This window comes from Paenibacillus sp. MSJ-34, from assembly GCF_018918005.1.
GTDB lineage: Bacteria > Bacillota > Bacilli > Paenibacillales > Paenibacillaceae > MSJ-34.
The window spans coordinates 79326-93120 of sequence record NZ_JAHLPR010000001.1 but is presented as its reverse complement, the minus strand read 5'-3'; the positions used below and the strand labels follow the sequence as shown (position 1 = coordinate 93120).

Annotated in this window: 15 protein-coding genes; 4 read left to right on the top strand and 11 right to left on the bottom strand. The window is 50.1% G+C overall.

Annotated elements, in window-relative coordinates; all coding sequences use genetic code 11:
• Positions 1 to 118: 118 nt before the first annotated feature.
• Positions 119 to 772, bottom strand: coding sequence for an RsfA family transcriptional regulator (locus KQI79_RS00445; protein WP_216536235.1), 654 nt, complete (start codon positions 770 to 772; stop codon positions 119 to 121).
• 420 nt (positions 773 to 1192) lie between these two features.
• Here KQI79_RS00445 and KQI79_RS00440 point away from each other — a divergent pair, with 420 nt between their 5' ends.
• Positions 1193 to 1429 carry a DUF2626 domain-containing protein gene (locus KQI79_RS00440; protein WP_216536234.1) on the top strand — a complete coding sequence of 79 codons (237 nt, stop codon included), beginning with the start codon at positions 1193 to 1195 and terminating at the stop codon, positions 1427 to 1429.
• Positions 1430 to 1455: 26 nt separating this feature from the next.
• On the opposite strand, the gene KQI79_RS00435 is transcribed toward KQI79_RS00440, so the two are convergent.
• Positions 1456 to 2568 carry a class I SAM-dependent methyltransferase gene (locus KQI79_RS00435; RefSeq protein ID WP_216536233.1) on the bottom strand — a complete coding sequence of 371 codons (1113 nt, stop codon included), beginning with the start codon at positions 2566 to 2568 and terminating at the stop codon, positions 1456 to 1458.
• Positions 2569 to 2722: 154 nt separating this feature from the next.
• On the opposite strand from KQI79_RS00435, the gene KQI79_RS00430 reads away from it, so the two are divergent.
• On the top strand, positions 2723 to 3805 hold the full coding sequence (locus KQI79_RS00430; RefSeq protein WP_216536232.1) for a coiled-coil domain-containing protein: 1083 nt from the start codon (positions 2723 to 2725) through the stop codon (positions 3803 to 3805).
• Here the strand turns inward: KQI79_RS00430 and KQI79_RS00425 are convergent.
• On the bottom strand, positions 3800 to 5101 hold the full coding sequence (locus tag KQI79_RS00425) for an ABC transporter substrate-binding protein (RefSeq protein ID WP_216536231.1): 1302 nt from the start codon (positions 5099 to 5101) through the stop codon (positions 3800 to 3802). The two genes, KQI79_RS00430 and KQI79_RS00425, sit on opposite strands and share 6 nt — an antisense overlap.
• A 135-nt stretch (positions 5102 to 5236) precedes the next feature.
• Positions 5237 to 6568 (bottom strand): PhoH family protein, encoded by a 1332-nt coding sequence (locus tag KQI79_RS00420; protein ID WP_216536230.1) that lies wholly within the window; start codon positions 6566 to 6568, stop codon positions 5237 to 5239.
• Positions 6569 to 6648: 80 nt separating this feature from the next.
• On the opposite strand from KQI79_RS00420, the gene KQI79_RS00415 reads away from it, so the two are divergent.
• Positions 6649 to 7242 carry a YhcN/YlaJ family sporulation lipoprotein gene (locus tag KQI79_RS00415; RefSeq protein ID WP_253297871.1) on the top strand — a complete coding sequence of 198 codons (594 nt, stop codon included), beginning with the start codon at positions 6649 to 6651 and terminating at the stop codon, positions 7240 to 7242.
• A gap of 53 nt (positions 7243 to 7295) precedes the next feature.
• Here KQI79_RS00415 and KQI79_RS00410 read toward each other — a convergent pair whose 3' ends face one another.
• From KQI79_RS00410 to KQI79_RS00380, 7 genes are all read right to left on the bottom strand, one after another.
• Positions 7296 to 7748 carry a pyridoxamine 5'-phosphate oxidase family protein gene (locus KQI79_RS00410; RefSeq protein WP_216536229.1) on the bottom strand — a complete coding sequence of 151 codons (453 nt, stop codon included), beginning with the start codon at positions 7746 to 7748 and terminating at the stop codon, positions 7296 to 7298.
• 86 nt (positions 7749 to 7834) lie between these two features.
• Positions 7835 to 8881: an LCP family protein gene (locus KQI79_RS00405; RefSeq protein WP_216536228.1), complete on the bottom strand. Its 1047-nt coding sequence runs from the start codon at positions 8879 to 8881 to the stop codon at positions 7835 to 7837.
• A 60-nt stretch (positions 8882 to 8941) separates the two neighbouring features.
• Positions 8942 to 9217: a hypothetical protein gene (locus tag KQI79_RS00400; RefSeq protein ID WP_216536227.1), complete on the bottom strand. Its 276-nt coding sequence runs from the start codon at positions 9215 to 9217 to the stop codon at positions 8942 to 8944.
• A gap of 18 nt (positions 9218 to 9235) precedes the next feature.
• On the bottom strand, positions 9236 to 9550 hold the full coding sequence (locus KQI79_RS00395; protein WP_216536362.1) for a YlaH-like family protein: 315 nt from the start codon (positions 9548 to 9550) through the stop codon (positions 9236 to 9238).
• A 78-nt stretch (positions 9551 to 9628) separates the two neighbouring features.
• Positions 9629 to 11470 carry a translational GTPase TypA gene (gene typA, locus KQI79_RS00390; RefSeq protein ID WP_216536226.1) on the bottom strand — a complete coding sequence of 614 codons (1842 nt, stop codon included), beginning with the start codon at positions 11468 to 11470 and terminating at the stop codon, positions 9629 to 9631.
• Positions 11471 to 11631: 161 nt separating this feature from the next.
• Positions 11632 to 12114: a hypothetical protein gene (locus KQI79_RS00385; protein WP_356710314.1), complete on the bottom strand. Its 483-nt coding sequence runs from the start codon at positions 12112 to 12114 to the stop codon at positions 11632 to 11634.
• A 109-nt stretch (positions 12115 to 12223) separates the two neighbouring features.
• The gene (locus tag KQI79_RS00380) at positions 12224 to 12889 is read right to left on the bottom strand and encodes a TerC family protein (protein WP_253297870.1); all 666 of its coding nucleotides are present in this window, start codon (positions 12887 to 12889) and stop codon (positions 12224 to 12226) included.
• A 153-nt stretch (positions 12890 to 13042) separates the two neighbouring features.
• On the opposite strand from KQI79_RS00380, the gene KQI79_RS00375 reads away from it, so the two are divergent.
• Positions 13043 to 13765, top strand: coding sequence for a TerC family protein (locus KQI79_RS00375; protein WP_367398118.1), 723 nt, complete (start codon positions 13043 to 13045; stop codon positions 13763 to 13765).
• The last annotated feature ends 30 nt before the right edge of the window (positions 13766 to 13795 follow it).

The following is a 13795-nucleotide window of genomic DNA, read 5'->3' as shown; positions in this document are numbered from 1 at the left end:
CCACCCGCAGTTAATTCTCTCGTTTCATATATAACAAAGAATGAATAAAAAAACAAAAAATCCTGAATGTTCGCACCTGCCGTGCAAACTTCTTCAGGATCCCTTTTACTCTTTACATTTATTCAATTCGTTCCAAGTTTCCATTCGCGTCCATTTTAAACCGCGTTTTCGTTTCGTCGTCTTCTTCGCTTAAGAAGGCGAGACGCCGGGCACGATCCATAATTTGAATCAATGCTTTATAGTCGTCGTTTACGACGCGATAATCGGTTTGCACTTCGTTAACTTCCTTAGACAGACGCTCGTTTTCTCTCCGCAAATATTGCAGTTCCTCTTCTTTCTCGCGGTATTCCCGCTCCAACATTTTCAATTGGCGGCTCGTTTCTTGATAGGAGCTTTTCCATTGGCGCAAAAACCGAATAACCGCATCGATCGAGATCGATTCCTCGCTAATGCCGTCGTGCTTATACCCGCTCTCTTCCCCTTCCATTGTCATCAAGCTTGCAACCTGGGCGCCTCCTGCGCCAAGCGGTTGTTTCTTCATATAATTGCGTTTTTGCCGATGCGCTTTCGCATTTTGAATTGCCGTCTCATATTTTTTGCGGACACAACTGTTCCAGCGGAAACCGCAGGCGGCCGATGTTCTACCGATTTTCTCGCCCACTTCTTCAAATGCGGCCAATTGTGTGCTCCCTTCCCGAATATGGCGCAGCGTCACTTCCGCCAAAATCAAATCGTCGTCTGCGCTCCAAGCATCCTGTCTAACTGCAGTCATGCTATATAACCTCCTAAAAGTTTTATGAAGCGTTGCTTTCGCGAAATTGCCGCAAACAAACTTGCTTCGAAAGCATACGCTCGTTTTTTTGTGAAACGTTACCTTCCGCAGGCAAGCCAAATAACGATTCCCGCCATGGAAACTAACGCCCGTTCGCGTTTGAATGAAAAAAAATGCTTACTTCATCTCTATGCCCATAGTAGAGTTCATAGAATCTATTTAATACTATTTTGTATTTCCAAATTTACGGAGGCTCATACATATTTTTTGCCGAATTGCAAAAAACAATAATAAATATTATAGCGCCCGCAAAAAATTTGATAATTCGTCACGCAACACGGTTTACACCTTGGCAATCAAGAGCTATAATGATGAATAGAAAATTATGGGCGATCCATACGACGAGAGGGGGATGAATACATGGCACGCATGTTTCGCGTACTGGGCTTTTTCACGCTTGTGATCGGACTCATGGCATTCGCCGGGGACATGGTTGAGATGGCTTTGCTTTTCTTTATGCAAACGGCCGTCTTTGTTCTGTTGGGGTACTTGAAATTTACCGAAAGAACATATATTTTAATTTTCTGGGGATACATGATCGTTACGTTTACGGGATTCAGTTATTGGACCATTTTCAAAATGGGGCTGCCTTTCTAACGACAAAATCAATAAAGCGACCGCGCTTATGCGCCGGTCGCTTTTTTTCGTGCGATCCACACTTTAAACAATTCGCTCATTTGATCGCTCAGCAGCAATTGGCGAATCGCCCTGTTGCGGCGGGCCGTTTCGCCGAACGGGTCGCCGCCCCAATCGTTTTGCAGCCGCTCCAAAATGCCCGCTTCGACCAAAAATTGTTTTTGCGTGCCGTAACTTACCGATTCTAAGCCCGCCTCTTCCCCGGCGGCAATACAAGCCGTAAAATCGACGTGGGCGGTCATATCTTGTTCGCCGGGCAGCAGAAAAGCGTCGTCATGAGCCCGGTGCTTATAATAGCAGACGAACGTTCCGTTCATGCGATGGGCGCCGAACAGTTCATCCGCTTCATCGCCGTAATCGATCGCGATCATATACCCTTCGCTCATCGCGGCGGCCATACGCCGCAACCAGGCAAGCGCCGCATCGTTCGCCTCGAATTGTTGCCCTTCCGTCCACGGCAGCTTGCCGTACCGGTCGGCGATCGCGCCCTCTGCCGGCAGCCATGCCGGAGCAAATCCGTCCGCATTGTTGCCGCGGGCGACATGCAGCTGTTCCAGGCGGCCTTCCTTGACTCTGAGACGCTCTACCGGGAACGCGTCCAGCAATTCATTGGCGATCAAGACGATTTTCGTACGGGCGGCGCGACGGGCGAATTCGGCGGAAGACCACCATTCGGCCCGGAGCCCATTCGCGTCCAAAGCCGCTCCGGCCAGCTCCCGATGGTAAGGACTTTGTTCGACGATCGCATAGCGGATCGGCCGCTTCATCCGCTCCAGCTCGAGCATGGCATGCACCGCCATATTGCCGTTCCCCGCGCCCCATTCGACGATCGCCACCTCCCCGTCCTTCCATCCTTCCGCATCAATCCGCTTCACGATATAGGAGGCCAGCGTTTCGCCCATTACTGTCCCGATGGACGAACTGGTGTAGAAATCGCCGTCTTTGCCGATTTTCATCCGGGGAGTCATATAGTATCCGTATTCCGGATGATACAAGCAACTTTCCATATAGGTAGAAAAAGGAATCGCTTTGCGGCCGCTGCGATCGATTTGATCATAAATATGTTGAATTAAGTTCGCGGAACCACGATAATGAGACAATAGGATCACCTTTCCTCCGGTGCAGCCGTATTTCGCATGTTTGCCCGCGGAATACCGGGACCGGCATCATGATTGGGATTGGAGAAACATATATTAAATTGCCAGCTATTAGAGGTTGAACACAGCATTATAAGTGAAAGGGGAGCCACTCAATATGAACGCTTGGATTCGCATGATTGCGGCAGCCCTTTGTATGTTTATATTCGCGTCACTGTCCAAGCCCGCCTTGTTGCTCGCGGAACCGACACCGGAAGAGACGAGAGCGATCTTGGAGAAAAGTTTGTCCGTCGTCGAAATCGATAAAGAAATCGCCCGTATCGAACAACAGCAGCGCGACATCGCTGCGCGGCTAACCTCGCTTGAGCGGGAATTGCTCGATAAAGACCGTCTTGTCGCCGAGAAACGCGGCCAAGCCGGCGCCGTGCTGCGCGCTTATTATATGGGAGACCGGGACGTACTCCTATCGGCGCTCTTCTCCACGAAAAACTGGAACGACATGCTGCTCATGTGGGAATATTATAATATTATCGTCGAACACGATCACAAGTTGTTACATACATATATGGCCGACTACCGGCAAGTCCGTGAGCTAGACGAGCAGTTGCAGGCGACGCAAGCCGAGCTCGGCGCATTGAAAACGAGTTTGCTCGCCCAGCGGGAACGCGTCCTTGGGCTGCAAAGCGATATCGACAACGCCTTGGCGCAAAGCGCCGATCCGGAAACGATGAAAAGGCTCATCGCCGAACTGAGCGAATTTTGGCAAAATATCGGCATCCGGGAAGTGCGCCAATATTTCGAGGCGCTCGCTTCGGTCATGCAAGATTTGCCGGAAATGATCACAAGCGATAAGGACAGCTTGTCGATCGACGGATTAAACTATACCGTGCAGGTCAAGGACGATCAATTAAACGCCTTTTTGCGCAGCAAAAACAACTTGTTCGACAATTTCGCATTTGCGTTCGAGCAAGACCGGCTGGTCGCCACCGGCAAACGGAACGATATTATCGTCGCGATCCAAGGTCATTACACGGTTGAGGAAGAACCGCAAAACTCGATTTTATTCCATGTCGACCATCTTCTCTTTAACGGCTTGGAATTGCCGGATACGACCCGCCGCTCGCTTGAGGAACAATTCGATCTCGGTTTTTACCCGAAACAAATCATGCCTTTCTTGAAAGCGACCGAAGTGCAAATCGAGGACGGCCTGATGAAAGTGAAATTAACGCTAAACTTATGACGAAGGCGACAGCTCGCCAATGGTTTGCGGCGGCTCCGACTGTTCCCGTTCGGGATCGTCGCTTGCCTTCCGCCCTTCTCCCGCCGCCAGCAAATGTTCGGCGATTAACGCGGCCGGCGTCTTCTTCTGCACAAATTGCCGCACCAGCTTCGATAAAGCGGCCATTTGTTCGGCAAGCTCGGGACTTGCGGCGATGCCTTGATCGGCGGCCGATATCATTCGTTCCCGCAAGGCAGCCGGATACATCTGCGGGTTCAATCCGGCATATTCGGCTTTAATGGCGGGCAGCCCGTCCGTCTTCTCCAGCCATTCCCTCTGCGTCTCGGGAGACGTCATTTCCAAAATCCAGCGTTTCGCCTCCTCCTCTTGCTTCGATCCGGCGAAGACGGCAAAGCTTCGGCTGGCAATCCACAATTCGCCCCCTGCCCGTTCCGGAGAGGCCGGCTCGATCTGGATGCCGCGAACTTTCTGTTTCATCGCTTGAGACCAGGTCGAGACAAACCCTAACAGTTTGCCTTCCTTCATCAACTCCCACGCACCGCGATCATCTTGGATCGATATGTATAGATAAGGTTGAATCGCTTCCAGCAATGGAATCGCGTCGCCGGTCGGTCCGAGCCGCCGCAACAACGAGACGAAGCTGTACGGATCTTCCGGTTGGAGCGCCAATAAATAGCTGCGATCCGCCGCTTCGTCCAGGCGATGAAGCAAGTCGAGCCAAGCTTCCCGGTCTGCGGGAAGCCGATTGGCGCCAAGCTCGCGCAGCAAGCTTTCGTTCCAAACGAAAACGTAAGGATCGACATCCTTCGGGACCGCCCATATGTATCCGTTCCATTTCACCATATTCATCACAACGTCGAGAGCCTCGTTCGAAGCTACGCTCGAGAAATACGAATCGACAGGCAAAATGTAACCGGAAACGGCAAATTCGCGGATCCATTCGCTGTCCAGCAGCATGACGTCGGCCGCGTCGCCGATTCGCGCCGCCCTCTTCATTTCGGTGTATGCGCTTTCGGGAGGTATATTTTCAAGATAGACTTTCACGTTGTTGCGCTCCATATACTCCATATTCATCTGATTCAATACGGTGAAGTCGAGCGGATCCATTTGAACGGTTACGTGAAGCTCTTTCATGTTCTCGTTCGGATTGCCTATATCGGAAGGCTGTTGACTCCCTTCCTTTCCGCCCGGATCGGTCTTCTCCACCGTAGGAGCGGCAATGAAAAATTGGGAAAACAATACAAAGCATAAGAGCAGCATCGAGAAAAGGACAATCGCATATTTCTTTTTGGACACGACTTTCTTCCTTTCATCCGCTTTCTAATCTCTCTTATTCTAACAAATGAATGGGCCCTTTGTCCCTTATTTTCAAAAAAAGCAAAGTTGAAAAAAGAAAACCGATCCGCTCTCGAATCGGCTTGATCTTGCAAACTATAATAAATCGGCCGCCAGTTGCGCCAGTTTGGAGCGCTCTCCTTTCTCCAGCGTAATATGGCCGCTGACATTCTGGTCTTTGAACCGTTCTACAATATAAGTCAGACCGTTGCTCGCCGCATCCAAATACGGATGATCGATTTGTTCGGGATCGCCCATCAAAATCATCTTGCTTCCTTCCCCGGCCCGCGAGACGATCGTCTTCACTTCATGCCTGGACAAATTTTGCGCCTCGTCGATAATGATGAATTGCCCGGGGATCGACCTGCCTCGAATATAAGTGAGCGCTTCGACCTGGATGCTGGCCATGCCCGCCAATATTTTATCGATATCGCCGGCCTTTTTCGTATCGAACAAAAACTCCAGGTTATCGTATATCGGCTGCATCCACGGGCGAAGCTTCTCCTCCTTTTCTCCCGGCAAATATCCGATGTCTTTCCCCATCGGCACAACCGGCCTTGCGATCAACAATTTTTTATATTTGCGCTCGTCTTCGACCTTCAGCAAACCGGCGGCCAGCGCCAGCAGCGTTTTGCCCGTTCCCGCTTTTCCCGTAATGGTCACGAGCGGGATTTCGTCGCTCAGCAGCAATTCCAGCGCCATTCTTTGCTGCGCGTTGCGCGCTGCGATTCCCCACACCGGATCGTTGCTCAGGAACAAAGGTTCAAGCCTCGTTCCGTCTTGATTCACTTTCAGGAGCGCCGATTTGCTCGTTCCCATCTCGTCCTTCAAGATGACGAATTCATGCGGATATAAACGATATCCGACCTGCAAGTCTTTAACAAGCAAATAACGGTACGAGTAAAACTCGTCGATGAGCGACGGATGGACGTTGACCGTCAAGCAGCCCAGATACAGATCCGCCGGATCCGCCGTTCTGTCCGACAAATAATCTTGCGTGTTCAGCCCCAGCACATCGGCTTTAATGCGTACGAGCACATCTTTGCTGACGAGAACGACCGGCCTCGCTTCCTTTCTTTTATCCTCTTCCAACTTATAATTGAGAGCCACGGCCAATATTCGATTATCGTTCGTCGTCTCCCCGAACATTTCTTGCATTTTGACAAAACTGCGGTGGTTTAATTCCACCTTCAGCATGCCGCCGTTATGAAGCAATATACCGCTGTGCAAATGTCCCTTATCGCGCAATCCGTCCAGTAAGCGTGAAACGTAGCGGGCGTTGCGCCCGATTTCGTCAGCGTTTCTTTTTTTCGAATCGATCTCCTCCAATACCACCGCAGGAATAATCATTTCGTTGTCTTCAAACGCAAAAATCGCATTGGGATCATGCAACAATACATTCGTATCCAACACAAATATTTTTTTCACTCGAGTTCCCTCCAAGCGTGGTATTCGGTTGCCGACGACTATGCCTTTGTACATAAAACAAATGGGCGCAGGACAAAATAATGACGATGATAAGTTGGAAATTGAAAGGACGGGTAGAAATGCGAACATGGCTGTCGATTGTAGCGCTGATGCTATTGCTCACAAGCTGCAATCAAGTACGGAACAACACATCACCCTCTCCGCAAGGTATGGGACCGCAAACGCAATCTGCAAGAACCTATAATACAGGGAATAACAATGCTATATACGACGCCAATGCCGTGAAACAGCATTTGGAACGACTCGCTACGAGCATCCCGGGCGTTCGCGGAGCGAATTGCGTCATCCTCGGCAACACGGCCGTCGTCGGGATCGATGTCAATGAAAAGATGGAACGATCGCGCGTAGGCACGATTAAATATTCCGTTGCCGAGGCGTTCCGCAAAGATCCTTACGGCATGAATGCCGTCGTAACCGCCGACGTTGATTTGCGCGAACGGATTCGCGAAGTTGGGCTCGATATACAAAACGGAAAACCGATCGCCGGAATCTTAAACGAACTGGCCGATATCGTCGGCAGAATCGTGCCGCAAATGCCGAAAGACACCGTTCCCGTCAGGGAAAATCCGGATCGAAAACCGGTAGACGAGCCAAAATTGAACCGGCATCTATAGCTTCCGCAAGTTGGCGAACCCGCCAAAAAACAAAAAGCCAAGTGAGCATATCACTAGGCTTTTTGTAATGCGGCAAACACTTGTCCATCCAATTTTGCCGCCGCACGCTTATCGTATGTTTTTTCATATTCAGGCATTGCGGTAATGCGGGCGCCGTAAAACATCGCTTCGCGCACCGCGTCGATCCCTACATCGATACAGGCCAATTTGATAGGAACGCCTTCCAGCGTACCGTCCGCAACGGATGCCTTCCCGTATATCGCATACAGCGTACCCAATCCAAACACGGAGACCGTCACGTTTGGATTGTTCTTCATGTTCGCGATCAACCGGGAACGCTGATCGATCGCGAAACGAAGCGTCGTTTGATTCACAGCGTAGATCCACGATATAGCGCTGCAGGTCGGAGCGCCCGTTTCGGCATCGATGGTGTTCAATAGAGCGAACGTTTCTTTTTGCAATTGATCGAATAAAGCCGCTGACAATACCGTAACTGGTTCCGTCATGGGCCGACCTCCTTTGCGTTGCCGAAGCAATGATGTTTATATATTATAGCATAGGCGCATTATGGCCGCTATATGACAACTACGGATTATTGCGGCGCTTCCGTATCGTAATGCTGCTTCAATTTCTCCTTCGCCGCGGCAAATTCGGTCTCATCCAAATAGACGTATGGACTTTTCCACGTCCCCGGCACAGGTATGTATTCGATATCGTCTCTATTAATATTGTAGTATGTCGAGATCATCTCGCGAATTTGGCTTGGCTGCACGTCCATTTTCAAATTTTTGCCGACAGCCCCGAAAATTTCGTCGATCTTCATGACGGCATTAAACGATTGCAGTTTGCGCACAATTTCTTTAAGCACTTTCGTTTGCCGCTGATTCCGTTCGAAATCGCTCGATTCTCTCGTCGGCTTTTTCACGTTGGAGGACGATTTGCGGTAACGGACAAAATCGAGAGCTTGCTCGCCGTTTAACGTTTGCAATCCCTTTTTCAAATCGATGTTCGTTCCGTCCGCCGTATCCTTATATCTCATATCCATATCGACATCGATTTCAATGCCGCCCAACGTATTGACGACGTCCACGAAACCTTGGAAATTGATCGTCGTCAAGTAATCGATCGGAATCCCGATAAACTGGCTCATCATCTTCTTCATTTCTGCATTGCCGTCTTCTACTTTTTTGCGGTTTTCCATCGATTTGAAGTTCGGGTAGAACCAATTGATTTTATGTTTCTCGTATCCGTCCATTTCGACTAACGTATCGCGCGGCAGCGAAACGATGGTCGCTTTCTTCGTTTCCGGATTCAACACCGCTACCATAATAACGTCGGTATTCAAAGAACCCGTCTCTTTGCGCGAATCCAAGCCCAGAATCAACATGGACACCGGTTTTTCCTTCGCAGACGGAACGGGGAGATCGCTTGGTTCGCCATCCTCCACCGTCGAAATTTCATTGATGGCATCGTTCACTTTGACGCCGGTATATCCGATCAAACCTAGAACCGATAAAATAGACAGTATTAGCAAAATAATGACGATTGCAATAAAAACATATAGAACGTACCACCACGGATTCGTCTTGGAACGTTTGCCCCGCTCCCGCGGCGGAAGATTCGCAACAGAATTCTTCATGTATCCAACACCCTTATGCTTTTTAGAGGTTGCTTCCAAAGCCCTCCTACGATCCCCGTCTTACTCGTTATATTTCGGATTGGAGTTAATGTCATGGAGCAATTGTTCCGCGACTTCCCGCGGAAACATTTGCTTCTTCGCCTGTCCGTCGACGACGTAACGGATATGAACCATCGTCGCGTCGGTCGTTTCGATATTCAATTCGCTTACCCCATGATCTTCCGTCAAAATGGCGGCGAAAAATTCGCATGTATCGAGCGCCGCCCGATCGTCCGGACGAGCGTTGGCCACGATTTTGATTTGCAGCCAGTTAAAGAGCGCATCCTGAAATTTCACCCGAGTTCTCCCTCCTCTCTATTCCCCGGGAGAGGGAGATTGGCCCGCCGATGCGGAGGCTTCGGCCTTGCGTTTCTGGCGCGCTTCGACGAAATAGCGAATGCGCACCAGCAGCATTAAACCGACCGCAACGAGCAGGCAAGGTATAATCGGCAGCTTGTCGACTTGAAAAATCAACAAAATAAACGCTCCTACCCCCATTAACAGATAGATGAGAATCTCCTTTAGTAGAGGCAGCCTGCGAACGCGAAACACTTTGTTGAAAATGTACATCAGCAAAACGTATATAATGATATACGAAATGATTTTGTGGGAGGCAAACCAATCGTGCAGCATACGATCACTCCTTTCCCTAGTTATTGTACACGTTCATGTCGTGCTTGCGCCACTCTTCCATGCGAGAAAGTCGAACTATGAATTGGCCTCGGCCATTTTTCGATGTTTTTCCGCGCGTTCGCGCTCGCTTTTGTTCAATATCTTTTTGCGCAGCCGGATCGATTTCGGCGTAATTTCGCAATATTCGTCATCGTTCAAATATTCGAGCGCCTGCTCCAAGGAGTAGAGGCGAGGCGTCTTCATTTTGACGGTGTCGTCCTTCGTCGCGGAACGAATATTCGTTAACTGCTTCTCTTTGCAAATGTTGACGACGATATCGTTATCGCGCGTATGCTCGCCGACGATCATGCCCTCATAGACTTCCGTACCCGGCTGCACGAACAAAATGCCCCGGTCTTCGACCGACAAAATGCCGTACATCGTCGCCGTCCCATTCTCGGTCGAAACGAGCACGCCTTGGTGCCGGCCGCCGACTTGTCCGCCTGCGAACGGACCGTAGCTGTCGAAGGCGTGATTCATGACGCCGTACCCTCTCGTCAAGGTCAGAAAATGAGTGCGGTATCCGATCAATCCACGGGCGGGGATTAAAAATTCGAGCCTGATTTGGCCGTTGCCGTGGTTGACCATATTGACCATCTCCGCTTTGCGCGTTCCCAAGCTTTCCATAACCGCGCCCATGCTGTCTTCCGGTATATCGATGAGCAGCCGTTCGATCGGCTCCATCTTGACGCCGTCTTCCACCTTCACGATCACTTCCGGTTTGGACACTTGCAACTCATAGCCTTCGCGGCGCATATTTTCGATCAAGATGCCAAGATGAAGCTCTCCGCGCCCGGACACGATAAATGCATCCGGACTGTCGGTTTCGTCCACCCGCAAACTTACGTCCGTCTCCAATTCCTTCATTAAACGTTCCCGCAGCTTGCGCGATGTAATCCATTTCCCTTCGCGGCCCGCAAACGGGCTGTTGTTGACCAGGAACGTCATTTGCAGCGTAGGCTCGTCGATTTCAAGCACCGGCAGCGCCTCGGGATGGGCCGGATCGGCGATCGTTTCTCCAATATTGATATCTTTGATGCCGGCGATGGCGATAATATCCCCCGCTCCGGCTGCGGCAATCTCGACTCGTTTCAAGCCTTGAAATCCGAAAAGCTTCTCGATGCGGGCTTGCTTCGTTTGGCCTTCCCGAGTCAGAACGGCAACCGACTGGCCTTGCCGGATTTGGCCGCGATTGACACGGCCAATCGCCACTCTTCCCAAATATTCGTTGTAATCCATCAGCGTGACCAGAAATTGGAGCGGCGCTTCCGCGTCTTCCGTAGGCGCCGGAATATGCCCGACAATCGTTTCATACAACGAGAACATGTTCTCTTCCTGCTGTTCGGGATTCAAGCTCGACGTTCCCATTAACGCCGAAGCGTATACGACCGGAAAATCCAACTGCTCGTCGCTGGCTCCAAGTTCGATAAACAGCTCCAGCACTTCGTCGATCACTTCCACCGGACGCGCGTTCGGACGGTCGATTTTGTTGACAACGACGATCGGAGTCAACTGATGCTCAAGCGCTTTGCGCAAGACGAATTTCGTTTGCGGCATGCATCCTTCGAAAGCGTCGACGACAAGCAAGACGCCGTCGACCATTTTCATAATCCGCTCGACCTCGCCGCCGAAATCGGCATGTCCCGGCGTGTCGACGATATTGATTAAATAATCTTTATACGTAATGGCCGTATTTTTCGCCAAAATGGTAATCCCGCGTTCGCGTTCCAAATCACCCGAATCCATCGCGCGCTCATGAACATGCTCATGCTCGCGAAACGTACCCGATTGCTGCAGCAGCTTGTCTACAAGCGTCGTTTTGCCGTGGTCGACGTGAGCGATAATAGCGATATTGCGTATATTTTCTCTTGTATGCATAACTAAGTTCCAAACCCTTTCAATTATCAATTTGACATTTTTTGCGAGTGATCGACACAAAAGAAGCGCCGGAGAATAAGCCGACGCTACATATCTCTTATATTATACGGGATTGTAATAAAATTGCAAATCGCCGGAGCCCCCGTAACACCCCGTAATCTTTACCAAGTGCGCGGTTTTCTGCGGAAAACAAGCCATAAACCGAGCAGAATGAGAACAAATGCTAAAAAATAAATCATGGAGCTCCAAAGCGTAATAAACAACAGGAGCAAGGAAACGACGCCAAGCGCGGCGGCAGCCACAAACAGGCCGCGGGATTGATAAGGATCGGACAAGTAATATTCGTACAATCCGACGGCAACGCCCAGAATCAGTACCGGCCATGCATATTTCATCTTATCCCATCCGAACCAGTTGCAAAAAATAAAAAGCAAACCGTAAACCGTTAGCATTCCTCCAGGGACAAGAACGATCGAAGGAACCATACGGGCAAAAACGAAATAATGGGCGAGCAGTCCTGGAATCAAAATGAGAAGCGGCCATAGCGCCTTTCCCAAAAAACCGATTACGCCCAGTTTTCCCAGCAATATGACCACACCGGCGATGACGATAAAGATACCTATCGCATGCTGTTTGTTCGACACCAGTCCTATCCCCCCGTTCATCATATATGGACTAGACACGAAACGACAGTTTCTAAATATATTTTATCTGAACTTTTGAAAAAAAACCACAAATTCGAAAAAATACCGTTTACGAATGAACGGAGGATCGATATTTTTTCACGATTCCGATGACAATAACAAGGACGGCGAGAACGATCGGAACATACGCGTGCGCCGGCGCCCACCCGCTGAACAAAGATTCCAATTTGGCGTCGTTCATCAGCATTTCGCCGGATGTGTACCCTAATATGGCGGCGCCGATATAGACGAGCACCGGAAAGCGGTGCAGCAACTTCATAATGATGCCGCTGCCCCAAACGACGATCGGAATGCTAAGCGCGATCCCGATGACAATGAGGGCAAAATCGCCCCTTGCAATGGCGGCGATGGCAAGGACATTGTCCAGACTCATGACGAAATCGGCCACCATGATCGTCCAGACGGCGCTCCACAACGAGGAAGATTCGCGAACTTTCGTATAATTTTCTTCATCGATCAGCAGCTTCACAGCTATATACAAAAGCAGCAAAGAACCGATCGCTTGAATATATGGAATTTTCAGCAGGAATAGGGCGGCAACGGTAAGGATCGACCGCATCGCAACAGCTCCGAACGCTCCCCACCATACGGCAAGCTTGCGCTGTTTCGGGGGCAAATTTTTCCCCGCGAGTGCAATGACGACGGCATTATCGCCGCTGAGCACCATATTGATAATCAAAATTTCCAATAGCAACCATATATTTTCCACGGACATCCCCCCTTTACACTTGTATGAATGAAGGGGCCAAGCTATGCATGCCGATTTCTCCAAAAGAGCTTCTCGGTGCTGAAAAGCGGACTTTTTGAACTCGCATGAAAATGTTCGATGAATCTTATTGGACGCCCATCCGTATTACAAGGCAAAGGAGTGACAGAAGTGGAAATCTTCAGTATGCAATTTTTATTCGCGCTGGCCAACATTGTATTCATCGACTTAATCTTAGCGGGGGACAATGCGATCGTCATCGGCATGGCGGCGAGAAACTTGCCGGCCACCCAGCAGAAGAAAGCGATTATTTACGGTACGTTCGGAGCGGTAGCCATTCGAATCGCCGCTACGGCAATCGTCGTATGGCTGCTGAAAATCCCTTGGCTGCTTGTAGTCGGAGGAATTTTATTATTATGGATCGCTTATAAACTGTTAATCGAGGAGAACAAACACGGCGGCATTAAAGCCGAAGGCACATTATGGGCGGCGGTGCGTACCATCGTCGTCGCCGACGCCGCCATGGGCTTGGACAATGTGATCGCGGTTGCCGGAGCCGCCCGCGGGCATTTGCTGCTCGTCGTCCTCGGACTCCTTATCAGCGTTCCGATCGTGATATGGGGAAGCACTTTGTTCATTAAACTAATCAATCGGTTCCAATGGATCGTATATCTCGGCTCCGCCGTACTTGCCTACACCGCGTCGAACATGATTACCGAAGAGCCGAAGCTGAAACCTTTTTTCGACCAGCATCTTTTGATTCAATGTATGTTTATAGCTTTACTCATCGCGTTCATTCTTTCGGCAGGCTTCGTCACCAAAAAACATAAGCACACGGACCGGCCGCTCTTGTCGGCCAACAAGAAAAGCGGAGAGAGCCATTAACGGCTCTCTCCAAGTTTATGGCGGACGTTG

Bases quoted from the DNA above. Each gene is read 5' to 3' on its own strand.
- KQI79_RS00445 (WP_216536235.1), bottom strand. From the start codon at position 772: ATGACTGCAGTTAGACAGGATGCTTGGAGCGCAGACGACGATTTGATT.
- KQI79_RS00430 (WP_216536232.1), top strand. From the start codon at position 2,723: ATGAACGCTTGGATTCGCATGATTGCGGCAGCCCTTTGTATGTTTATA.
- KQI79_RS00440 (WP_216536234.1), top strand. From the start codon at position 1,193: ATGGCACGCATGTTTCGCGTACTGGGCTTTTTCACGCTTGTGATCGGA.
- KQI79_RS00410 (WP_216536229.1), bottom strand. From the start codon at position 7,748: ATGACGGAACCAGTTACGGTATTGTCAGCGGCTTTATTCGATCAATTG.
- KQI79_RS00380 (WP_253297870.1), bottom strand. From the start codon at position 12,889: ATGTCCGTGGAAAATATATGGTTGCTATTGGAAATTTTGATTATCAAT.
- typA (WP_216536226.1), bottom strand. From the start codon at position 11,470: ATGCATACAAGAGAAAATATACGCAATATCGCTATTATCGCTCACGTC.
- KQI79_RS00405 (WP_216536228.1), bottom strand. From the start codon at position 8,881: ATGAAGAATTCTGTTGCGAATCTTCCGCCGCGGGAGCGGGGCAAACGT.
- KQI79_RS00415 (WP_253297871.1), top strand. From the start codon at position 6,649: ATGACGATGATAAGTTGGAAATTGAAAGGACGGGTAGAAATGCGAACA.